This window comes from Halobacillus litoralis, from assembly GCF_009856355.1.
Taxonomy (GTDB): domain Bacteria; phylum Bacillota; class Bacilli; order Bacillales; family Halobacillaceae; genus Halobacillus; species Halobacillus litoralis_B.
On sequence record NZ_WMEW01000002.1, the window covers coordinates 431,388 to 456,975 of the forward strand.

General features: G+C 35.8%; 16 protein-coding genes. All 16 read right to left on the minus strand.

All coding sequences use genetic code 11. From position 1 onward, the window contains the following. Positions 1-6: 6 nt before the first annotated feature. Positions 7-6,315 carry a DEAD/DEAH box helicase gene (locus GLV97_RS06015; protein ID WP_160889240.1) on the minus strand — a complete coding sequence of 2,103 codons (6,309 nt, stop codon included), beginning with the start codon at positions 6,313-6,315 and terminating at the stop codon, positions 7-9. After that, positions 6,312-10,877 (minus strand): Eco57I restriction-modification methylase domain-containing protein, encoded by a 4,566-nt coding sequence (locus tag GLV97_RS06020; RefSeq protein WP_160889241.1) that lies wholly within the window; start codon positions 10,875-10,877, stop codon positions 6,312-6,314. The genes GLV97_RS06015 and GLV97_RS06020 overlap by 4 nt, the downstream gene beginning before the upstream one ends. Positions 10,878-10,888: 11 nt before the next feature. Then, positions 10,889-13,804, minus strand: a complete 2,916-nt coding sequence (locus tag GLV97_RS06025; protein WP_160889242.1) for a helicase-related protein — start codon at positions 13,802-13,804, stop codon at positions 10,889-10,891. A gap of 10 nt (positions 13,805-13,814) precedes the next feature. Next, on the minus strand, positions 13,815-14,207 hold the full coding sequence (locus tag GLV97_RS06030) for a hypothetical protein (RefSeq protein ID WP_160889243.1): 393 nt from the start codon (positions 14,205-14,207) through the stop codon (positions 13,815-13,817). 77 nt (positions 14,208-14,284) lie between these two features. Beyond that, positions 14,285-14,524: a TIGR04540 family protein gene (locus tag GLV97_RS06035; protein ID WP_337194080.1), complete on the minus strand. Its 240-nt coding sequence runs from the start codon at positions 14,522-14,524 to the stop codon at positions 14,285-14,287. 954 nt (positions 14,525-15,478) lie between these two features. Beyond that, on the minus strand, positions 15,479-17,395 hold the full coding sequence (locus GLV97_RS06040; protein ID WP_160889244.1) for a DUF3732 domain-containing protein: 1,917 nt from the start codon (positions 17,393-17,395) through the stop codon (positions 15,479-15,481). A gap of 1 nt (position 17,396) precedes the next feature. Continuing rightward, positions 17,397-17,888 carry a three component ABC system middle component gene (locus tag GLV97_RS06045; protein WP_160889245.1) on the minus strand — a complete coding sequence of 164 codons (492 nt, stop codon included), beginning with the start codon at positions 17,886-17,888 and terminating at the stop codon, positions 17,397-17,399. Next, entirely contained in the window at positions 17,885-19,084 is a 1,200-nt protein-coding gene (locus GLV97_RS06050; protein ID WP_160889246.1) for an ABC-three component system protein, read from the minus strand. The genes GLV97_RS06045 and GLV97_RS06050 overlap by 4 nt, the downstream gene beginning before the upstream one ends. Before the next feature lie 164 nt (positions 19,085-19,248). Then, complete coding sequence (locus GLV97_RS06055; RefSeq protein WP_160889247.1) at positions 19,249-20,178, minus strand: toprim domain-containing protein; 930 nt, start codon at positions 20,176-20,178, stop codon at positions 19,249-19,251. Between the two features lie 59 nt (positions 20,179-20,237). Next, positions 20,238-21,731 carry an ImmA/IrrE family metallo-endopeptidase gene (locus GLV97_RS06060; protein ID WP_160889248.1) on the minus strand — a complete coding sequence of 498 codons (1,494 nt, stop codon included), beginning with the start codon at positions 21,729-21,731 and terminating at the stop codon, positions 20,238-20,240. Then, positions 21,718-21,999 (minus strand): hypothetical protein, encoded by a 282-nt coding sequence (locus GLV97_RS06065; RefSeq protein ID WP_160889249.1) that lies wholly within the window; start codon positions 21,997-21,999, stop codon positions 21,718-21,720. Before GLV97_RS06065 ends, GLV97_RS06060 begins: the two co-directional genes overlap by 14 nt. A gap of 40 nt (positions 22,000-22,039) precedes the next feature. Further along, entirely contained in the window at positions 22,040-22,468 is a 429-nt protein-coding gene (locus GLV97_RS06070) for a hypothetical protein (protein WP_160889250.1), read from the minus strand. Positions 22,469-22,478: 10 nt separating this feature from the next. After that, positions 22,479-23,642 carry a MobP2 family relaxase gene (gene mobP2 / locus GLV97_RS06075; RefSeq protein WP_160889251.1) on the minus strand — a complete coding sequence of 388 codons (1,164 nt, stop codon included), beginning with the start codon at positions 23,640-23,642 and terminating at the stop codon, positions 22,479-22,481. Continuing rightward, positions 23,639-23,896 carry a hypothetical protein gene (locus tag GLV97_RS06080; protein WP_160889285.1) on the minus strand — a complete coding sequence of 86 codons (258 nt, stop codon included), beginning with the start codon at positions 23,894-23,896 and terminating at the stop codon, positions 23,639-23,641. Before GLV97_RS06080 ends, mobP2 begins: the two co-directional genes overlap by 4 nt. 251 nt (positions 23,897-24,147) lie before the next feature. Continuing rightward, positions 24,148-25,011, minus strand: coding sequence for a hypothetical protein (locus tag GLV97_RS06085; RefSeq protein WP_160889252.1), 864 nt, complete (start codon positions 25,009-25,011; stop codon positions 24,148-24,150). Continuing rightward, entirely contained in the window at positions 25,008-25,586 is a 579-nt protein-coding gene (locus GLV97_RS06090) for a hypothetical protein (RefSeq protein ID WP_160889253.1), read from the minus strand. Before GLV97_RS06090 ends, GLV97_RS06085 begins: the two co-directional genes overlap by 4 nt. Positions 25,587-25,588 lie beyond the last annotated feature (2 nt).

Here is a 25,588-nt window from a genome sequence, read left to right on the forward strand (position 1 = left end):
CCCTTTCTAATTTAAACTATCTAATAATGACGTTACATTATGATCTATCTCGGCTAGTAAAAATACTTGCCATTGTTTTCCCTTAAGAATTTTAAGTAAATTCTCGTCTTCATCAAGTAAAACACCTACTTTTTTATCTTCCCACGCAAGCTCCAATTCTCCCACTGTGCCTTGACTAGATGCAACTTCATAGCCTATTTCTGGTACAGAAGCTTTATTTTCCATTAATTCATGAAGGATTGCTTCGCAACTCTCATCTACTATTTCGAAACGCTCCAGCCATTCTTCAGACATATCATTATCCGATTGTGTTTCAAGTGACAGATCGTCTCCAAATTCTTCAATTAATTCCCTTGAAACTTGATATACATTAGGTAAGAACTGGAGTAAATTACTTAATCGCCAGAATTCATTCCATGTACGCTTATAATCTTCTTGGTTTCGACTTGTGTGGTCATCTTCTATCCGTATGATTCCTTCAATAGATTTAGGATTTAAGACTCCTTTTCCACCTTTTATTAATAAAAACATCTGTTGGAATTGTTGAAATGGAATTAAAAAGAACCCTTTTAAAATGTCACTCTTTGAAAATTTGTTTTTTGGAATATACAAGTAATCCCCTGGAGGTGCCTCCTCAGATATCTCGATTTTAGGTTTGATATCTGAAGTTGCAATTGTTCTTAATTTTGAAAATCCATATTCCTCTGATATTTTCGGGCGGTTTTCTATCCAAGAAAATAAAATGGCCATAGCAAGCCTTGCCCAATGTTCCTGCCTTGGATTCTTCAAAAGAGTTATGAGTTGAGTAATTTTATTCTCATTAACTAGTGTCTTCTGAGTACCTTGAAGAGGGTTCTTGATTCCGTTACCATATTGAACTACTTTGTTAGCTTCATCAGGTGCTAGTAGCATGCTTTGTGATTCTTGATTATTGTTAAACTCCTCGACGTCTTCCCATGTAAGTGTCCATACCAGATACTGCTCTGAATCTCTGATGGCCATCCTTTTACGAATATCTTGTCCAATTTCCCCTCTTCTTTCATCAGGTTTTACATGGTACTTAAATCCATCTAAGAAAACCGCAATTGGGGCTACATCAGAATTTTGGCTTATTGGATAAAAGACAAAATCTGGTCTACTAGAAATCAGCACATTATCATCTCTGTTTAAATCTACTTGTGGCACAAGTCTCCACCAGTTTTCATTATCCAATGTAAATTCATAGCTTTGCTTACCTTGATAAATGGTTTGGTTCCAAGCTTTGTCAATGGTAAGTGAGCTAATATATGCCTTAAAGCTATTTAAAAATCTTTCTTCAAGCTCACTTTCAACAAGGCTATCGATAGTTACATTAGATAATGTCGTAGTTGATTCCAACTTATCTCTTTGATCTAAAATTTGTTTTAGCAAATCTATTCCTTGTGTTCTTGATATTGAATCAATTTCGAATTGGTTCTGATAAGCATACAAACAACGGTAACATCCATCTTTCTCGTCATCATTTTGACATTCACATGCAACTAAAGCATCGTATGCTTTCTGTAATACTTCCATAAAAGTGTCTGTTTCAACAAGGTTTTTTAAATAACCAGTTCCTCCGGGTACCTCATCATAGATTACTAAATAATGACGGCTTCCATGTTCCTCACCTTGAACTGGTTCAAAGTGATCTCTGACAAATAAATGCCCTGGATCTCCTTTATAGAACTCTCTTAACCCAAGTTCCAAACAAGCTTTAAATGTTAACAATTTTTCGGATTGTTGTGTGGTAGATACAGGTACTAACATCCTTATTGCTTCGGAAGTAATTTCTCTATACAGCACTACATTTGTCCATGCTTCTTTTTGATCTTGATTTTGTTGGTTGTACTTACAGTTATATCGATGTCTTGGTTGGTTATGTCCTTCAATGAATACTGGCTTTTCAACAATTCCACAGTCTTTACAAACACTAAATCCAGTTTTAGATACTTCATCTCCAGCAATTTCCATTTTGTTATTTAAAGCTAAATTCTGTTGATAACCAAAATTAATTTCTTTCATCTTTACTTCGTTTAAATACTCATACCCAAAAGGAATATCATCAATTACAAATGCCTTACTATCTTGATTTTTTTTGATGTCAAAGAAATGTTGAATATGGAACCTGATGTTCTCCCGTTCATCTCCTTCATCTATCATTGAACTAGCAACTTCATCTGTTTTTGATTCAAAATACTCCAGTTTCAACATTTCGCGATTTTGACCTTTATCTTCCCACGCTGTACTACCACACCTAGGACATGCAGTTTTATAATGAGATTCGGTTATTAATTCTGTATGCGTACAGTTATTACAAAACTTCCACTTCTCAATCTTAGAGTTTTTTATTCCCCCAGTATCTATTTGATCTATTAAAATCTTTCTTCTCGAAGCATAAAAGGTATTATATGGCGCGAACTCTCTTAAAGCAGATCTTGCGGGCCTTAATAACTCAAACACTTCATACGGGTCTTCTTCCTCATTTAAACGCCTTTTCTTTATAATAGCTCTTAACTTTATTCCGCTTTCTGGGAAGGCATAGTTTGGTAACAATCCTTCATTTGTGAAAAGTTCTAATGGATATTTCTCTTTAATTTCATTCATCATTCGAAAAACAAGTTTTCTTTCATTTTCTAATTCTTTGATCTTAATTTCAAAATCTTCTATTACTAATTTGTTCGCTTCTATCTTTTTCAATTCAGTTCTAATACTCGAAGACAATTTCTTAAACTTCTCTAATTCTTTCTCTGTTTTTGTAATAACGTGCAAAATAGAATTTTCGAGCGTATTTTGTTTTACATATTCATGAAGCATTTCATTGTTAGAGGAAGATAAAATGCCTTCATAAAGACTTGTGAATTTATTTATTAAAGTTGACTTTTTCTTCTCATAAAACTTAATAAACGTGTCAGGAAATTCACCTTTTTTATATTGAGTAAGCATCATTTGAACTTTATTTGGTAAATTTTTCGCTCTATAATCATCTCTAGCCCATGTATCCATGCAATAAGCAAAAAAATGACGTTTTAATATTTCAGGTGCGTCCAAATAGCTTCCAGGAGGTGCGACGTGACCTGCCATCATCGTTTTAGGTTCAGTATAAAAGTATAAGTCATGTTTTTGTGCCTTAGACATGGTTATGATTAAAGAATTCCCTGTTTTACGTCCAGCCCTACCTATTCGCTGAACATAATTTGCTGTAGTTGGCGGAACAGAGTTCAACATCGTTGCTGACAAATCCCCAACATCAATTCCCATTTCAAGCGTAGGGGTACACGTAAGAAGGTTAGGAGCATCAGCATATGTTTCTCCTTGTTTAGACTTAAATAAATGCTCAACTTCTTCTCTTTTTGATCTTTCAAGTAACCCTGTATGCTCTGCAGTGTATATTCTTTGTATATGGCCTTTTGAGTAAAGGTTACGGTAAAAGCTTTGTCGTTCATCATCATCTATTACATAGTGACCTCTACACTGATAACGACGACAAGTTGCACCAATCCACGTAGATTGTTCATCATCCGCAATTGTTAAACGATAACCACATTTATCACAAATGATACCTTTGGTCTCCGTGGTGAGGTAAAGAGATTCCGACCTTATCCCATAGTTGGAAATATTGCCTCGGGTCACTTTGTCCAAAATTCCAGCTTCTCTAGCATACTCCACAAATCGAATATACAATTTATTCATATCTGTAATAGAAAGTTTTGCTGATAGGCTTCGGCTCATCCAATCAACAGCCCAAGAATTTCGGTTCCCTCCAGTAACAATGGAATCAAAATTTTTACTATTTTTATCGTCTGTTAAAAAGTGTGGCACTGCCCCACCAATCGGTGACATGTATTTGTTTTTTTCTTTTCTTAATAAATAAGTATTCCCCTTCTGGTCATTACGATAATGCAATAAAAATTCATGATCTATACCACCTCTAAATTTCACTCTCGTCAGGAGACCTAAAACAAATTGCTTTATCTTCTCCTCCCCAAGATCAGATAGGTGGCCATAATCACCAGATAAAAGCATGGTGAACTTATCGGAAATATCATTTATTTTAGCTGGGTCAAAATAAACAATAGAACTTCTCACTTTGTCTAGCGTTCGACCGATTCTAGCACTAAAACCATATTCCATCGTAATTTCCCATGATAATCGTTTTCTTAATATTGATTCTAATTCACCTGGAAGAAGCTCAGTCTTACTTTTTATAAACTTTTTATAAACTGGCTCTTCTTTTAGGTCAGGTGGCAAAAATACGGCTGTAAAATGTTGAACAGGATTTTTTATTTCTTTGTCATTTTTAAAACAATTCATCCAAAAATTATAAAAGTGATCTGGTAGTTCTACCAAAGTCATCGGACCATCCAAAGATTCTACAGCTGTTTGTAGTGCCGTACGGAAGTTAAAGCGATATGTTCTATTTTCAAAAAAGCTAGCACGGTGAGACGCATCCTGCACAGAATCAGTAAATACTAATAATTTTTTGTCTTCATTGAATGGTGAAGTGTACAAATGGCTAATTGCAACTGAAGCCAAACTAGCAGCTTGGGAACCCGTGATAATAACTGAATCTTCTGCATCACATTTAGGACAACAATGTCTATCCTTTGGTGGCTTTGTGTTTGTTACCTTAGCTTCCCTTATTACAACGGGAACATAATTTCCATCTTTATTTTGCTCTGCTTCAATAGACAAGTCCTTAGGGTTAAGAAATCCCTTTTGAGTAATATGCTGCTGATCGTCTACATAGATGTCTTCACCATCATAAATATATATGTAACTGATAAATCGACTTTTATCGAAAAACCTGTTATATATTGATGTTGAATCTTTTTGAAGAGGACCACTACCATCAATTGGATATGTTAACCATCCAGAGTGTCCGCACTCCCGGCAATAATACATTGGTAATCCCACTTTATCGATTGGCTTATTCCCATCTTTCCAGTAAAACTCAGGCTTGTTACTTACCTTTCGCAACAATCGTCGCATTTCACGTATCCAAATTTGAACTTGTACTTGTAGGAATGGGATCATCCTTTCCCCATCTAGTAACCTAGCTGCAGAAATAAGCGTAATAAACGAATGAATAATTTCCTGCTGACGATTGTTTGATTTTGATGCAAAGTCTGGGTCTCTCTTAGAGAGCTTATCAATAAGTTCTTCAATTTCTATTATTTCATTATGGAAAGAAGACAGCATCGACTCAAGAAAAGTATGCTGTTTCAATGCATTTCCTAACTCGATTGTACTCATTTGCTGTTTACCAAACCAAGCTTTCATCTGTGAACTAATAAAGCTGTCTTGAGACTCACCAATATCATGAGTTAATTTTTCTAAATCATTAGGTAGTTCATAGTACCTTGTCTGATAATCCAAAAAGTTATCTATTTCAATTCTATCTTCCAAAATAACACTATCATTATTAAACTTCTCTCCAAATATATCGCTGGCAAAGTCTGTTAAAGATTTAATAGAGGTTTCATCTTCACTAGCGATTGTAGCTGAAGTCCCCACCATTGCTACCTTTCCAGTATCAATATTAAGTCGTGCTTTCAGTCTTCGAATCAAATTAGCAACATCAGAACCTTGTGCACCATCATAAGTATGTAACTCATCTAACACTAAATATTTAAGCATGTCCTCTTCATTGTTTTGCCATAATTGCCGATCTTCGGGACGTATAAGCAAATAATCCAACATTTTGTAGTTGGTTAATAAAATGTCAGGTGGGTTTTTACGCAGTGTGTCACGGTCATCAATAACATGGTCTTTTCCCATCTGTTTATATGTACCGTTTCCGCCTACATACATCCCAACACGAATATGACCCAGATTCTCTTGGTCATTATAGATCATTTCTGCTAATCGTTTAGCTTGGTCTGATGCTAAAGCATTCATTGGATACAAAACTATTGCCTTTATTCCGGGTTCACGTTGGTGATAACAATAATCTAAAATTGGATAAGAGAAACACTCCGTCTTACCAGATCCTGTACCTGTTGTGACTAGAGTTGGTTTAGGTTGTTGGTTTTGACTAGATAATCTCTCAAAAGAATGTAATTGGTGTACATATGGTGTAAATGGAGGAAAAATAGTTAAATTCTTTTTACCTTCCTCCGCTTTACGGTAAGGAAGCCTTACAGAAACATAAGGCCCCTTAAACATTTTTTCATCTGAATTTAGTAAAAAATCTTTTAGGTGTTCCGATAATGAATCATCTTGAAAGCTAAAGGTAGTATCCAAATAATCTAAAACTGTTCTTTTTATTTCACTAGCAAGAATAGATGGAATCATTTATTAATCTCTCCTTTAGCTTTTTCATTACTTAATATCTTTGAAAAATATTCGTAAGCTTGTCTTAAATCAACTTCACGATTACATTTATCAAATGGTGGAGTATATTCACTATATTCTTCTGGGATGTTGTTTGGATTATTAATTTCACAGATTTTATTCCAGTCTGCTCGCTTTAACCCTACATCTGTTAAACCTCTATTTTTAGTAAAAACAATATTCCCTTTTTGATCGTAAAATGTATCTGACTCGTATATATTAATTAATGGAAATTGTATTTTATACAAGGTTATTAATTCTTCTAACTCTAAACCCAGTGATATAGAAGCTAACACATCTAACTCAACCAGAGCTTGTCTTCTTTCATAATAATTCCTTAAAGGAACCTGACTTGACCACTCAGAATTAATATTCCCTAAATTAGTCAACCTTTTATCTTCTTTTGAGAATACGTCATTTTGAAAATCTTCATTATACTGGTCTTCCCAAATTTCACTAAAACTTTTAGTTAAGCAATTTAATCTCAACACCCTATGTTTAATTAAACTTTTAATTTTGTTGTTTAATTTAGGTATTGGTAATACCTTTAATACATCTGAATTTATATTTGACTTACCTATTATTTTCACCAAACCATCATAAACGATTGAGTGAGTTAACCCTAAAAACAGAACTAACTTTTCATAATCCATGAAGGTAATACTTACAGAACTGTTTGTATGAATTAAGTCCGGTGGGATTAATGCAGATATTAATGTTCTCTCATTTGTAGGTTGAGCCATCGCTCTGTTAACATAACGATAATATTTTGTAGAAAGTTGATTATGAATCTTTGGAACTTTATTTAAAGCTTCTTTTTTTGGTACATAAAAAGTCCTTTGCAAGAAGTCTTCTCGAATATTCAGTAAATTTATTGATTCATAATCACCTTTACTCCTACAATTCTCTCTAGGCTGTTTATTTAGAGGGTTTCCTACGTAATAATGAGGACCGGATAAAACCATTTGCTGTATTCTGTCTGGAATAGATACCTCTTCCTTTATTAACCCCTCAGACTTAGCTCCAGTTTCATCCAACATTTTTGTAGGAAGTATTTCATCCTCAATATCACGTAATCTTACTTTTTGGTATTGTAGCTTATAAATAATATTTAAAATATCATTATTATGGATCATCGGTAACCTAACACTACTGTACCCATCATGATTTCCTTCATAAAGATAATTAATGGCCTCTAACATTTCTTTGTTCACTGAAATAATTCTCTCTCTATGACCTTTTAATTCCCACTTTCCTTCAACATTTTTTAAGGCTGGCTTATATAAACTATTTTGATCATTAAATGACTCATCAATTGTTTTAGGGTGATATAGATTACCCATAAAATAAAAATCTATATCTTTCTTTTTCTTCCCATTAAAAATATTCACACAGTATGTTCCAACATGAGCTAAACTCTCTTCAGCAAATAAATTTAATTGGTTTATATATTTGAATAAATATTTCAAACGTGAATAATATTCTTTCCTAAGTTCTATTGCATCTGGATCCTCATATACCCCCGTATCAGTTAGCAAACCTATAATCCCAGTACTATTAATGATCGAAAAAGACTGAAGGGTAAATAGTTTATAAAGGTTAATGGAATTTTTACCTATAGAACCATAATTCGTTTTAGACTTTGCAAAAGAGATTAACCCTAAGTGTTGATTTAATTCCTTAAGATAGATCCCCTTAGTTTCTTTCTTCTCAAATAATACATTTTTTAATTGTTTAATTTCTTTAGTAGATACTTTCCTTAAATTAACTAACGGAAAAAAATCTGAAATAATAGCCTTTTCTGACCATTTAGGCTTCAGCCAGGGGGGATTCCCTACAATAAAATCAAAACCGTCTTTTTGAAAGAAAACTTCTGGGAATTCTAATTCCCAGTGAAAGAACTTCACTTCTCTAGCTAAATCGTGGACAACTTTTAGGCGTGGTACGCTATTAATTAAATCGTTAATATTTGACCCGAATCCTTCAGCTGAATCAAGTATTACAGAAACATCTAACAAAAACTCATCTCTTGTAGGAAGTAAATTTGTCTTATCCATCGGCCAATACCACAAAGCTGTCCAGTAATCCATAACCAATTTCAAAGCACTGTACGATGACGTAGGGGACTCTTTAATTAGTGAAAGCTGTTCATCCTTATAATCTACTCTAAGATTATTATTACTCTGATTAAATTCTTCTTGCTTCCAAACTTTCAAATTTCCTTTTGTTATTTCATGCATTTTCTTACGTTTTTCATAATGACGCTTCCATAACTTTTTAATTCTAACTGTTAATTCCTCTAGACTCCTTAATTCATCATTAGTAAATCTTTTAGTAAAGTCAGCTCGCCATTTTGGTATATCTTTAACCTGACTTCCTGCAACCTCTAATGCAAATTTATCTCTCTCAAATGATGCCATCCCTTCATCTGGTAATAAGAAATAATATATAAAATCAACTTTACCTAATTTTTCTTCCTTTTTATGAGTCAATTTAATTGGTTTTTTATTTTTCCAATCATTGTTTTCTACATCCTCAACTTTATATCCCTTACTCATAACCCCTATTAAGCTATTTCCGACTCCTAAACGACTTGAAAACCAAGGTGTTTTAGAACCCTCATATATTGTATTTAGCCACAGAGATACTTTTGCTAATTCTACAGCAGTTGGGTTCAAATCAACGCCATAAATGTTATTTGTAGCTATATAGGTTTTTACTCGTTGCTTTTCACCAGCGAAATTATCTGGATTAATAGTTTCACCTAATTCTTTTTGTTTCCTTTCCAAATAAGCAACCGCCATTTGATTTATGGTTTCATTTAAGAATGCTCCACTTCCCATCGCCGGCTCACAAATAGTAAGCTCTAAAATTTCATCAGCTGTCTTATCTTTCAAAAGTTCCTTCAGGCTGTACTTAACTAAAGATTTAGTAAGTACTTCTGGCGTGTAATAACTTGCAGATTTTTCTCTGTCTCTTCCTGCTAGTCGAAAGATAAAACTTCCTCTTTGGTATTTTTTACGTCTTTTAGTACCATCCTCATCTTGAATGTGAACAAATTCTTCTTCTTTGTATTCCTCAATATTTGATTCGGGTACAAAATAGGACTGTCCAGTTTCATCTGTACTACTTACAGTTGCTGGTTTTACTTCGAATAACTTCTCTTGAGCAAAGAAACCTGAATATGATAGTAAACCTTCATATACAGCTCCTAATTGGTTAATTCCTAATTGAGCATAACTAATTCTTCCTCGTTGTTTACTTCCCTCTTTGGTTAGAGAAAGCAATTGTATAACTTCCTGTAATACGAAATTACGAATTTTCACTGAGGATAATAGCGGGGTTCCTTTGGAATCAAATAACGGACTCTGTAATCCATCAATTTCAAATCCAAAATCCACATAATTACCACTCTCAACATCAACTTCATATTGATCATTATCGCCAAATCCATGATTTACTATTTTAAACAGAGTGTTTAGGCTTTCATTTAAAAAATAACCTTCTCTAGAAGCCTCAGTCGTTAATGGAACTTGTTCTAATTCCCTTAAGGTTTCTAAACTATACCCCAAACGATATTCTTCGCTTCTCATTGGGACAACATTCAATTCTTCACTGCGGGACTCAGCATAAAATAAAAATAATAAACGGTATAAATAAGTTAAGCTTTCTTTTGTAAGTTTACTCGCTAACTCTTCATCACCATATACTTTTTGTTTTGAAACTTTTGAACGGTAATAAATAAATTCATTGCCAATTAGCTCCACTGCTCGACGAATACCATACTTCAGGTCTTCTGATACAGAAAAAGCATGCTTATGGGAATTTTCATCTAGTTCGTCATGAAGAATGTTTCCTTCTCCAGGTGATAATGCGTCCTTGGATAGGAGAGCTGCAGTAGCTTTAAGCGTCTCAGCTTGTTTGCGTCCGAACAATTCGTCTAAATCAAACTGTAAATACTTACCCCGACCCCATTTATTACGATCGATTAAATAAGCCTTTTGACCCGCTAATAAAACAATCCACCTTGGAGGTTCATCTAGACGAAATATATGTTGAATTGCTATATCGATCGAGTCATCAAACCAAGCGCCCTCATCCTCATCATTTTCGAAAACTAATTGTTGTTCAAATACTGATGTATCATCTGACCAGAAAACTGTTTCAAGTACCCATAGATACTCGTTTCCGTCACGCTTCTCACTTGTTATAACATGAAGCGCTTGTCCATCTTCAGTGTACTTAATGACCTGATTAGTCTCATATCCTAATGCTCCAAGAAAATTATTATGGAATTTATGAGTTATTTCCACACGGTCTTCAGGCTTTTTCTCATTAAACGCATCAGTCTTTGCTTTGAAATATTTATTGGCGATACCAGATAGTTTTTCATACGGCGAACGGTCATAACTTTCTTTCCACTTTTTATATAATCCTTTTAAATCGCCTTCTAATAAAGAATCTAAATAATGATGACTATAAAATTCATTAATATTTGAAATCCCAGTTAAATCAATTGCCATTATTTCACTCCTTATTTACCTACCAATACAGCTGCTATTCGTAAGAATGGCCTTTCGTCTGTTGCCATGGTATTATTTATCCACTCTCTACGACTTTTGTACAGCTCTTCAACTGTTTTCTTCTCATGCTCTAGTTTTGCGGAAATGCGCTTGGGAATGGCACCTCGAGCGGACCTCTCTTTTTCTTCATTTTCTATTATATTCATTTTTTTTTCTCTCCACTTTTTAAGCTTTCTTAAATCGTCTGTAATATCTTGCATAAGTGAATTTTTACGCTGATCCCGTAAGTCATTAAGGAATTCTTTAGCGGTATTAATAGCATTTATTTTTTCATCATGAAGTAAGGAAATGTCATATTCAAATTCACCAGGATTATATAATTCCGAACTGGTATCAAGCTTCTCCTCGAGTTCATTAAATGTATACACTTTATTATTTTCTTGAGACACTTCATTAACTTCAACCCCAAACCATTGAGAAATAACAGGTTGTGCTCGTTTATTAAACATAACTCCTTGCATGAAGTAAATAACCTGATTACCTTCCAATTTCGGCAACTGTATTATTGGAGCTTCATTTTTATCGTATTTCATAATAACTCTTTCAATTAGATAGGTGAACAAGGGATGTTGTTCCCATAGAAGTTGTTTATCAGGCCATTTCCCTTGATGTTTCCGAGCTTCAGAGATTGACTTTTGAATACTATCTCTGTTTGTGGTTAAATGGAACTCTTTATTTTTTGGAATAGCTTCATTCGGCAAATGCGTGAGTACATTTTTAATGTCATCTGGAGCAAACCACACTATTGAATCATTATCCTCATGGAATTCGATTTGGTCTCTTTGATTTATTCCTTCATCCAGAATTACTTGTAAGCTTTGCTTCATAAATGTATAATCATCCATCCATTGATAGGGTGTACTCTTTTTATATTCTTCACTTTTAGGAGTTTCTGCGTTGTTTAACATTTGATCCATTTCACTTAACATCTTATCCATATCCAGACCATTTAAAGTAGGTAAAATTTCATTAGGAGACTTATCTTCTGCAAGTTCTTTTTCGATATACTCTTCCTCTTTTTCAGGATCAAATAAATTCATGATTGTCGCAGAGTCCCCAAGATTTTTGTGAGCCTCATCTTCTTTTTCAATTAACTTGTCTAAGATTCTAAAATCCCCTTTAATTTCTTCATCATCAGACTTTGTTAATAGATAATAAATATGAGGGGTTTCTTGTTGACCATATCGATCAATACGACCGTTACGTTGTTCAAGAGTTATAAGTGACCAAGGAATATCAAAATGTACTAGATGGTTACAGTAGTAGTGTAAGTTAACACCCTCAGATGCAACATCCGTAGCTAACAATAATCGAACAGGAGCATTTTCCTTACCAAAATTATCTACAACTTCTTGTTGTTCCACATCTGATAATCCTGCGTGAAACACACGAACCACATTCTCATCAACATTAAACTCTTTTCTTATTTTCTGTGATAGAAATTCTAACGTTTGAATACGTTCAGAAAAAAGTATGATTCTAGGAGAGTTTTTCTTGCCATCCCAATTCAATTGTTTTAACAGTGATTTAAATTTATCCAATTTACTAAAGGTTTCATCTGTAACTTTGAGAACTAAATCCTCAGTATGTTGAAGCTTATTTAAATCCTCACCTAGTACTTCTTCCGTTTGCGGGTCTTCTTCCATTCTTTTTTGTAGTTTATTTATACGTTGCTGTACTGTATGTAAACAGGCTGCGGGGCTAGATAAAAATGCCTTGAATAATGTATTTTTAAATAATGTATCCTTTGTTCCTCTAATTCCTGATAGGCCAGAGATTGATAGTTGTTTTGACCTTTTCCCATCCAAAGTATTAAATCTTAGACTATGGACATATTTTAATAAACGCTCTTCTTCAACAGTAGTTTTCATAGATTCAACATGAAGTTGCCGGTCACTGAATTGATCCCCAACTTCATGCTCGATGTCCTTCTTAAAACGACGAGTAAACAATCCTTCTATCTCTTCATGTGTATAATTCTCTTCATCTGCAATTGCCGTTGGTTCTATCATATTAATTAACTGCGCAAATGACTGTGCTTTTCCATTGTGAGGTGTTGCACTTGTTAAGATTAATGAATCACAAGTTCTAGCCAATAAACTAGCTAAACGATTTCTTTGTGTATTAGCATTTGCAACATTATGACACTCGTCAATAACAATTGCATCCCAGTGGGACTGTTCTAGAAACGTTCGATATTGACTATCATTCTTAAGTGTATCAACTGAAATTATTGCTTTACTATAAAAGTTAAAAGGGTTTTTATTACTTGGAATTTTCGAACGTACCTTTTGAATTCCTACAGAATCCAACCTTACTAATGGTATTGTAAAACGGGCCCACAATTCTTGTTGAAATTGACTAAGCATAGATTTCATTGTTACAACAAGGATGCGATCTCCACGCCCCCGTTTAATTAATTCTGATAATAGTACCCCTACTTCAATTGTTTTACCAAGTCCTACAGCATCTGCTATTAATACTCGTGGGCGAAGGTTCTCTAATGCCATGGAAGCTGGTTTTAACTGGAACTCTGAAAGGTCAAATGCTCCTCTATAACCTGTATATAGTTGGTTATCAATCGGGGGAGTTTTTCTAAGAAGAGCTTCTATATATAATCTACTTTCTCTATACTTTTCTGAATCATCAAACACAAAATTAGTATCTTCTGGTTTTATTTCGGTTATTTCATCTAATGTGTCTAGAAAAATCGCTTCATGGTTTCTTACAAGTTCAGAGACACCTGTTACCTTGTAACTATGCCCCCCCTGTATAGGATTTACTTTTTTTACAATCCATTCTTCTCCTCGGACTTCAACTCTTGCTCCTGGAGCAATCATTCTTTTAGAATTTGTCTTCATTTCCATCTACTCACCTTCATTGAATATCAATTGTTAAATCTTCTTTTCCTATTAATTCAAGACATTCATTCACAATTTCTGCATCATCATCAAAACCTAATGGAGAGTAAAGATCATCTTCTTCATCATTAATATCTACAAAGTAATTAATAGTAGCATTAATATACCTTTGTTCGTCATGTGAAACCTTTTTATATTCATTTATTAAAATTAAACAAACTTCTCGAATTTTCTCAGCCAGGTGAAGATTAATAAATTCATTTTGTTTTGTTGCCTCTTGAATTTTTTCAAAATGATTTTCAATTGTTTGCCTAAGAATTGATGGATTAGTATATACCTCTCCATGTTCTTTTAAAGCCATTTGAAACTGCCTTGAAGGTTCTTTTCCAAATAATGATTCTTTCACCATTCTAATCCCTCCTAATACAGGTTAATAGAATTAAAAAGCTCTATGCTAAAGAAAGGTCTTTGTATATGTAAATTATTCTATAGCTTTAGTTCCAAAACTCTAGTTACTACTTCTAACCTTCTTTTTCCGCACTGTTGGATAATAATAGTGGTGTATTCTCCATTTTTTATAAACTTAGATTTGTTATTTTTATAGAGATTTTGTATCATGTCTATCATTTGAGATTCTTCTAATCCGTTATTCCAATACTGGTCAATCACATGATTGATGGATAAAGCTAAGTCTCTTTGTGTCCTTTGAAAGAGCTTGATACCCACCTAGTCCACCTCACTCATCTTACTTTTTTTATACTTATCTCTTATTTTATATGTAGTTCAATAGTTTCACAATGACTAGCAGAAAAATATATACAAAAATTCCTAGGCATCACAATCTATATATGAGCAAGGGGGCATGGCCGTTTCATACTCCACCCCTTATATATAAACGTTATTATCCATAACGATTCCTTTTTGTGCCCGGCATGGGCATAAACTCTAGGGGGCAAGTCCCGAACGGCGAAGATCGCTCTAGCCGTTAGCCAAAGGCAAGGGTGTCCAGAGCGACTTGGAATCTTAAGGAAGCCGGAGGCAGACCTCTGCCTCAAGAAAAACAAACCCTTATAAAAGGCTCTCTATCTGGGATGAGCTTGCGAAACAAAGCGAAGTCCCACCGACCAAAGGGATAGGCAGTAAATGAGACGGGGATATGGAAGGGAAGATTATGTCCTAGCCCGGGGATGTCTGTGGGATAAGCGAAGTACCCTTCGCAACATCTTCAGAGATGATGAGCTGAATCGGCAGAAGTGAGCCGAGATCGTAGTACCCTCTTTACTTGAGGGAGAAGGAAAGGACCGAATCTTTGAAAGAGAGCGACCCTCCGGGACGCATTTTCCTGTAATGACACAGACACTCCCAAAGGAGCTTATTCAAAGAAGAAGTAGTGAAGTTCATGGGGAGTTTTGAAAGAGTGGAACAGGTGTAGAAGAGAATAGTAGAACTCAAGAGGCTGTACAAGTGAATAATCTTAGAAACCTGGTGAAGCGCGAGTTTCTAAATTTGACCTGATGATATTGGGGTAATGTTGTCAAATTTTACACCAACTTTTGCAACAGTTGATCTATGGTGTATAAGAACCCTTATTAGAATTTATACCCATATAAAATTCAAGGTGACGCAACAAACTCGCGCCACCATTAAGTATTAGAGCATAACTAAATCTTATAAATATATTCATTTCCAGGAATCTGGTATTAGTGCTTGTCCCCGCCATCTTTCAACCACTGCATTTTGAAATTTATCATTAGCTAAATCTGCATGATCTGTTATTATCACCTGGAAACCAGGATAAAGACTCTTTACTACATTTATAATTAAATCGAACATCTTGTTCACAGCCTCTTTGTCTTCATCCTTAAGGTTTTCCATTGATCCTTGGAGTTGAGCATCTTCATCTCGGGGATAATAAACTTGAGTTGGTTGATCAACAAACAAAAATCTTGGTACCGGTCTATTATGTTCGGTTAAGTAAGAATGCAATGCTAAGTGTGCGATAAGGTGATAGCCTACCCAATTCTCACCGCTACCCATGCGGTGTAAAGGAATAGGTCTATCTTCTCTATCCACTACAATAGTTAATTCATTATAGTCTAACCTTACAGGGTCTCCACTATGTTCTAAATCTAATTCTTCCGCCCATTTTGTCATTTTATATCCAATACGGTTCAAGATAGAGTTTAGTCTATCATCCTTTTCATCAGTATCTAACTCTTTTTCAAGCTCATTTACTTTTTCTTTTAATGCTTCAACTTTATCCACCAGAAATGTATTATCTTCAATACTTAGACTTTCTAACCAAAGACTAATCCGCCCAATTACTCTTTCTCTTCGTTGATATAAATCTTTTTGTTCTTTAACATACTCCCGCTCTTTATAGATTCCATCAATCAAATGGTTAACTTGGTTAATTTCCTCCTGAATATTTTCTTTTTTTTCTTCAAGGTTTTCAATATACTCCTGCAACCTAGGCCGTTCCTTTATAGTATTCTCCAAGCCCGACTTTACATCTTTTAAAGAATTATTTATCTCAGTTATAGTAGGTATAGGTGTATGTAATGTATTGGAGCATAATGGACATTTAGAATGATCATATTCGGTTTGAGAATATAAATTTATTGATTCTAATCTTAATTCCTGTTGATGGGCTTCTGCAGCATAACCATTTACATCGTTAATAAAACTTTTAGCTGCATTTAATTGGTCTGCATTTTCATTATAATCATTCTGTAATTTCTTTAATGTGACTTGGTGCTCAGTTAGTTTATCTAAACCTGGCATACTTATATTTGTAGGTTCTACTTTGTCCAACCCTCTCAACAAATCTACTATTAAATTTAGATCAGATGGATATTCTTCCATCTCTACTAACCCTACTTGTTCAGCCTCAGACAAAAGCGTGGTTCCTTTAGTAGCTACATCGCCTCTAATATTTTCAACCTCTTTCAACCTTCTCTTGGCCTTTTTCAACTCTCTTTTGAACCGAGATAATTCATGTTCTATTTTTAATCGATCTTCATGTATTGCACCTAAAAAGTATGGTAGAGTGTCTTTTATTGATTGTTTAATAAAACCATCTGTAGAACGATGAAACAATATACGTTTACTTGCTATTTCATCCTGTTGTTGAAAACATAAAAATAAAGAATGTTTTATATTGGCTTCCAAGGCTTCTCTGGTTTGACCTTCGGGTGGTTGGTGTAAGTTTGGAGATATACCTACTTTTTGTGACAGATATTCTACTAAAGCATCAACATTGCTATTAGAGACTGGCATTTTTTCTGGTGATGTCACACTGCTAGCAGTCTCAATATACACATCTCCAGAAGTTTGATGAATGGCAGGATTTTTACGCGCTATAAATGCCATATCATACTCAAACTCTATTAAAATTCCATACCAAGAAACAGCTTCCCTTATAATCCCTTCTGGTACGCCACACGTTCTTCTACCCATACAATATTCTACGATATCGATTAGAGCAGATTTTCCAGTACCTGAACCTCCCGTTATTATATTTACTGTTCCTCTATTAAAAGGAACAATCCTTTTTTCACCTTTTTTGTTATAAAGAACAATTTGAATTAATTGCAAATCAAGGTTTCACTCCCCACATTGTATAAATTGTAGCCGTTGTTCCAGCACTAGAGAACCATTTACCAACTTTTTCTGCCTTTTTAAAAATATCTGCTATTTCATCCGAATTATAACCATCAATTCTTTTACGACGATATGGAGGAACTATTACATCTCCATATGATCCGATTTCTAGAGCGTTTTGATGTAGTAAGAACTGGATTGATTCATTCGTAATTGGAGTAAGCTGTTTAGCCCTTTCTGAAAAGCCTATTCTAACCTCCTGATTCTCTTGTAACCAAACATGCATTTTACTTCTGCTACGGGGATTGATATATGCACGAGTCCCCCTATGTAACGTGATAGGTAATATTAAATAAATAAGTGGAAACTCGAACTTATCTTCTGAGTGTTTTTGATATTCTCTAATAGATCGACGTATTATCTCCCCACAAAAAGCTGGGTTAAGTAAATGACCTACCTCAACAGGACGATCTCCCCACAATTTCATACTCTCTCCTCCAATGTTTGGCTTAAGAGATATTTTAATCTTTCATAGAATTGCATATGCCAACCCACTTTTAATTGATTAGATAGCATGTGATAACTCCCTCTTACAATATAAGGCTCATCACATTTAGGCCGAATTTGAATATTGTTCTCTTGATCAACCCAATTAAACAAACCTCTCCCTTCTTTTTTTATTGCATTTTCAGACTCTTCATCTTGTAAGTCTTCTATAATGATCTCAAATTTACGTTCCCACTCATCAACCAGCCTATTTTCATACGATTCTAGTTCACTTATCATTATTAGTTCATCTCTAACCCACTTTGACCTTTGCTGGAATGCTTTATAATAATCACTAATTGCTTTTTCAATTCTAGCGTTACCTACAGATACAAGTTTAAGTTGTTCTACAAAAATTCTTTCTCGACCATTTAACTCTTCCTCTTTTGGTGCAATTAGGTCATGAAAATCAATCGGTAAATTATCTCTTTGCAACTGCTCTTGAAGGTCATTTATGTTATCTTGAATTTCCCTAAATGTTATCGGATGCTTTGACTCACTCTTTAAATGCTTGATAACTTTATCAAACCAAATCCCCTCTAACCTTTCATATAAAGGTTTTATAACCTCAGGTCTCGTAGCCAAACGTAATTGATATAAAATTTTATCTTCCGTTTCAATAATGTCTTCACTGCAATCCAATATATATGTACTTTTTAACAACGCTTTTTTCTGATAGTCTGATAAAGCAATAAATTGCTCATATGCTTTTTTATTTGTATTGTTGGTAGAATTTTTTGCAATTTCTAACAGAATTTCTAGGGCACCCTCTATATCCCTAATATCAGAATCATACGTGAGTTTACTAACTGCTGAATCCTCTGAAGCTACTTGATTTGTAATCAGAGAGAATGTAGTAGATAACGGATTTACATGTCCATCTAAAATCGCTTCACTCCACACCCTAAAAGTTTTCCAAATATCAGCACTTGCATCAGTCAAGTTCCCCTTAGTACTATGATGTTTCATTTGAATGAGCTCTGAAGGGGTACCATCTTGATCAAACTCTATATCATCAAGTTTTTCAATGTAAATTTGCGAATCATAATCTTTAGGTTTCAATAAAAGTAATAAAGCATATCTAACCTGATATAAATACCCCAATGCTTGGGCATGAGCAGAAAATTTTGAAGTCATTTTATTCACCTCCTAAAATTAAGCACTAATATCGAGATTCATGCTTTTTTCCATTTTACAACAGTTTAAAAATTTGAACAATTTTCTCTTGCTACCACTGTCATATATAAACAAGAGGGGATAGCCGTTTCATGCCCCTCCCCTTTTATATAAACTGAGCACTTTTAGCTTTTCTCTATGAGGTCCCCTCTGTTTCTTCTACTCCTAGCTTCTCTTTTAATAAGGTCTTCATTCCAATCCTTAGCCTCTGTTATATTAATGCATGATAGTCTCTTTGTGAGTAACTTGTGATATTTTTCAGCAAAATCCCTGCCAGACTTATCATTGTCCGTACAAAAAATTATCTGATTTACCTTATGACCTTCCTTCCCCATTCGTTTTATCTCATCGACCATGGTCTGACGCTTCAGACCAGACATGGATATCAGGCGTGTATCTTTAAGCTTCTCTTTTTTAATACTCCAATAAGACAAGGCGTCAATAGGACTTTCAAAAAGGTAAATGGAATTCGGCTTACCAATATCTACAGAAAAACCAGCCGAACCATGGCTGTTTCTATCAATCCCTTTAAACACTCGTCCATCTTTCATTGGAGAAGTTCCTTGTCGATCCGCACCAACGATCTCTCCCTGCTGCTTCCATTTAAACACCACATTCCCGAGCTTGTCCTGTGCGATTAAGTCCTTTTTATCAAGCCAATTGACAATCTTAGGATGAATCTTCCTTTTATTAGTTAGATAATCTTTAGCTTTTGTCCTATCGTTCACTTCATAGTGGGAAGGATATTGATAAGATTCCTTAGGCTTTTGCTCTTGGACGTTTTGTTTTACTTTATAACCTTGTTCATTTAGATCGAGAACAGCTTCCGGGAAGCTCATCCCATAAAACATTTTGGCAAAGTTTATGACTCCAGCTCCTTTTTCATCTCTAGAGTTCCAGGCATACATTTGGTCTTTAATCACTAGGCTGTCATGGACTTGATGGCGATAATAACGTCCCTCTTTCTTCAATGGCTCCCCTTTACGCTCCAGATAGTCTATGAGATCCACATTCCGAGCAACCTCCACTTGGTCCGCGCTTACATGTTTGGCCATGCAGCACTTCCTCCTCTCTAAAATTAGATATATAAAAAGACAGGGAGAAATCTCCCTGCCTAGCGTTCAACCTCTACTTTTTCTTTTTGCTTTTCCTTCTGCTGAAAAGCCGCCTTATTCCCCTTTCCATTCTGCATTTCCGAAGTGGTGCTTTCTTTTTCTTTCTCTTCATGGAACTCTCGGTCCAGCTTACTTTCGATTTGAGATAGTCGCTGCTCTCCACGATCGGTCAATGGTAGTTCTTTTAATTCTTGAAGAGATTCTTTCTTAAGCTGATATACCTCTTCTTTACTGTGAGTCTCCTGAAAGGCACGCATCTGATTTAAACGTTCTTGCCGGTCATTGTTTTCTTCTTTATCCAATTCTTTTCCGACGGTTGGTTCAATAAAGTTCATGAGCTCTTTTTTATAAGCACCTTTGAAGTCTTGATGAGAATATTCCTCTTCGGCCTTGTCATCCTTAACAAACGGCCCGCTATCCTTCTCAGCCTTACTCACTTGGCTTCGGTACATGTCCCGAAGCTTTTCTGAAGGTAGTATCGCTCTTTCTTGTTTCTCCTCTTCCATTTCATGTTTTTGTTCTTTAACACTCATTCCTTTCTCCCCTTCCTTTTCTTGGTCCAATGATTCTTCAATGGTCGTTATGAATTCTTTAGCTGTAGACTGAACTTCTTGTAATAGGCTTTCATGGTCTTTAAATTCATGGTCCTTCGTCCAGTGATGCAGATACTCTAACGAGTAGTCACTGGTATCAATATTGAAATATGAAGCAACGGTGTAAGCTGTCATTTCCGCCTGAAATTCTTTCTCCGGTTTGGTGTAGTCATTCATGTTGTCTTTTGTATGAAGCTTGGCATGAGTCAGTTCATGTAACAGAGTCTTTGTATCTTGTCGCTCAGAGTTACGAGGATTAAGAGCGACTTCATCTCTTCCTGTGTAACTGACGCCTTTAGCTGCTCCTAACTCTTCATAAGGCTCTACAATTTGAATGTTATTGTTATCTGCTATAGCCTCCATCCCTTGTCGTAGCTGACTGTAGTTTTCTATCTCCCCATCGATCCATTTGTTAGGAAAGATTTGAGGTAGATCTTTTTGAGTGGCTGTTGTCTGGGAAACATCGAACACACTTCCAGTAGAATAAACAAGACGGCCATCTCGTTTATCGAGTTGACCGTCTTTGACTTGTTGCTTTTCTTTTTTCGTTGCATATTTCAAAGGTTTCCATTCGCCTTCTTCACCTTGAAACTGCTTGCCTAACCGATTGGGCACAAGAACCTTTAGACTTTTCTCCCCTTTGTTTACAGAGAACCCTTTATCTTTCCAGAAGGCGTAAGATCCTACAGCTTCGGCTCCTGGAAACTGTGAATCAATCAGTGCCGTATTACGCGGAGAATACCGGTGGAACTTCCCCATAAAGTCTAGATACTCTTTCATTTGTTCGGGAGAATGAAAGTGGTTTGAAATACTTTTTTCCATCCCCTCTGTCAGTCGATTAATCTCCTCTTTGACCTTTTCCGGTGATTTCTGTTTATAGGATTGTTTAGTCTTCGCCATGATCCCCAGCTCCCTTACTGATGTTCATGAGTTCTTCCATTTCTTCCTCATCATAATTGGGTTCTGTATTTAATATCAGTTCCTTTGTTTTCTTATGAAAAGGAATGAGTAGGTTCTCCTGATTCAATAAATGCTGCTCAAGATCATCCATTTCCCCATCATTCAACGTGAATGTGTATTCCTCACTTCCCACGTCCATTACGAGCTCATTATTTTCATTTAAACGCTTAAACACACCTACTTCATAATTGCTATTAAACGAAAGCATTCCTTCCACTCCTTTGTTGGATAATTCCTCATTCATACCATTAGCTGGATGCTGGTTGAGTCTCACCGGCACTTAGTCTCTTCTGACGCTGATGACTGATCCTTTCTTCAACCGCTTGTTTCGCATCCTTCATCGCTTGGCTTTCAAAAATTGGTGTCGTCACACAGCTTTCTAAGTTTTGGTCCATCGCAAAACCATTCATTAATTCAAGGAGTACCTGCGTATTTTTATCGCTTCGATTAACTGCTAACCGCAACCGTTTCATTTCTTCAGAAAACATGTCTTGAAAACGTTGAGCCATCAAACTCAGGAGATATTCTTGAGAGTGGTCCTTCGATTTTTGCGTTTCCCACTCTTCAATCATTCGATCTAAGGCTTCACCAGGATAACGAATATGATGCTGGTCCTGATACTCTTTAATTAACGCAATTGTCTCTTCATGCAACGTGACATTTTGACGTTTTCTCATTCATGTACCCCTACCTTTCTCTTTCAATTTCTCGTTCTAACTTTTGATGATCCAAGTCATTGATAAACTGGTCATACGTTTGTCCCAATGAACGTTGAATGCTTCTCAAGGAACGTTGCAAATAAATACCTGAAGGCATGGACTTATAATGGGCATTTGTATTGGGTGTTTGTCTAGGATACTGCTGGTGATCGTAACGTTTCATTTCTTGTAAGAAAGCATTGCCCATTCGTTTATAGAGGTCATCCAACTTGTTTTGTTTGTAATGCTGATATCGCTTCTTATCCTTAGGTCCATGCCCATAGGCTTGTTTTAATTCGTTGACTTCTTGATCCAATTTTTCATGTAGCTGGTTCATATCTTTGGCGTGATACTTATCTAAATACCTTGTCGTTAGTTCATCAATCTTGGGTCGAATAGGATTCAGCGTTTGATAGCCATAGTGCCACTGTCGCTTATCCTCTGGCAAGTGATTATACACGTCGTGGAACAGAGGTTTTATTTCTCTATTGCTCCATTTCATGCTGCTATTCTCTTTCTTCGCATTCACCATATGCTCACGGATCAAAGCGTTAATTTGGTTCCGTTCTTGCGTTCGATCTAACAATCCATTCACGACTTCACTTTTCATTGCGTCTAACGTTTTCGGTTTTCGCTTTCCACGCTCACGAGTCGGGTTGGGTTCGACGGTGGCCACATGGATATGAATGTTATCGGTGTTATAGTGAATTGCCGCCGACCAAACAGCACTCTCTTGTAATCCTTCTTTTTTCATCATCGACTGCATGGATTTTCGTGTCACTTGCTTCAAAGCATCTTCATCTAAGGTGTGTGTCTTTGAATCATAAACGCCACGTTTCTGAAGCCAATCATTATCAAACGTAATGACGTCCTGCCACATGATACTGTTCTTCTTTTGAGCTTGTTCAAACAAAGATTTAATGCCCTGCTTTCCTTCCACCGACAAATGGTCCGATTGCTGAGTAAACAAAGCAGATGTTTTATCTGGATCGTCCATATAGTGATTATATAAACTAAACATGGACGGATGAGCTTCCCCTTTTCCTTTAGCTTCTTCACGGTCCACGTATTGCACATAATCTTGAAATCCTTTCTTATTCGCTGTTACGAATTTTGTTTTTAAAACCACTCCAGGCGTTATAGTTTTACTCATGCTTTTTCACCCGGTTCTTCAATCTGCAAAAGATCATTCATTTCTCGAATGGCTATATAACAATGAGCCATCGTTTGGATGTTTCGATCGACTAATTGCTGTAGTCTTTGTTCACGGTTGTTCTCTTCTCTAAAGACAGCTAATTGATGCAACTGAGCATGTAAAAACTCTTGCCGGCTTAAACCTTTTTCTTCCGCAATTTCGTCAATTCGTTGGACGGTTTTTGGATCCATATAACGAATTCTTACTTCCATTACAATCACTCCTTTTAATAAAGACACTAATACTAGTAAATAATGAGAAGAGCATAAGGGGTTTTTGTTCCCACTTGGCGTGTGAATCCCGGCAGAGCCGGGCAAAACGAGGGAACAAGAAAATCTCCAGATGTGCGGTCGCTGTGCGGCTAAAACAGGAACATCCATTCGTGTTTTCACCTTGGTGTGTGGTCCCTGCACAGGAGATGTGTGGACCCTGTGTTGACCTCTACCACAACCTACGCCCCTTTTTAGTTCGAAATCATCTCTCGTTTTTCTTCTAACATCCCAATCTTTTCAACGATGGTTTGGATGGTTAGTTCATGTTCAGCTGCCTCTTGATTGATCTGATCTTTTTCATTTTCTAGGTGATTAATTCTAGCCTCTGTATTCTTTTTCTCTTCCTCCGTTTCGTAAAGAAGCTCTGATTCTAATTCAACGATTTTTTGATCAACTTCTTTGATTCGTTCATCGATGGTTTGAATACTTGCCTTCTTCTCTTTTATTGTTTCTTTAACCTCTTCGATCTCTTCAGATACAGCAGCAACTTCATATTCTTGCTCCGTTAAAATGTTTAATTGTTTGTCCATTTCCACTTTACGTTGATCTGTATAAATACGTGCCAGCTCTTTCTTTTCCTCACCCCCTTTCAGGGAATTTTGATCATTCTTTTCAGGAAATAGCATGGCGTTTTCTTCCTTAATAACATCGAGTGCCATGACATCAAAGGAAGGACTTACCTGGTGGATACTAATGACATATCTGCTTTCATCGTTGTACTCTACGTGCGTTGGAAGATCGCGTTTTGGATGCTCTTTTTCCTGAGCAGTAAAGCTCAAGGATTCATCTAATAAAGCTGTTGATTTATTGATGTTTATGGTGACAACCATCAGCTTTTTCGTTGGATTATAAACCCAGTCCTTAATCGTAAGTTCACCTGATCCTTGTAAGTTCAGAGGTTCATTGACAGGCGTTTGTTGAATTTTACTCTGATTTTCATCACCAAATATAAAACCAGAAAACAAGAAAAAAAGAAGCGCCATAGCCATGACGCTTAGTCCAATAAGATATTTTTTTGAGGTTCCTTCCGTGATGTGTTTCGTTTGTTTCTTCATGAATAGCCCTCCTCTTCGACGTCTTGAAAATCTGTTATTATCCAGTGCTCTTCTTCTCTATGAGCATTTATTCTGAGGAACACAGGAGACACCTGTTTTTGATTGCTCTGTAAAGAATAGAGCGTGTGTTTAAACTTAACTAATACGCTAGCTTGATTGTTTGTGAGATGACCTGTTTTGATGAATATTTCTACTTCATCCACCTCCGTTTTCCTGTCTCCTTTATAGGTCTCTGTAGGAAAGAAGGTTGAAGCTAAATCGTTGCTCATCACCTTGTGAGCTTCTTTTTTCCTTTCTTGATAGGTCTCTTTATCCTGTTTAAAAGCAACCTCTATAAAAGTAGAAACCTGCTTCACTAAAGCGTCATATCTCGCTTGAATGTCAGCAGGTTCCTGTTGTTGTAACGTCTCTTTTAATTCAGTTTTTTCTTCCATAGTCTTTTCGTTTTTCACTTTTAATTGATGCAAGCTTTCCTGTAGATCATCACTCGATGCTGTGCGTGCAGCATATATATTAACCAATGTGAGAACGATTAACAGAACGACAAACAGGCCAAAAAGAACACGTCTATTCATCA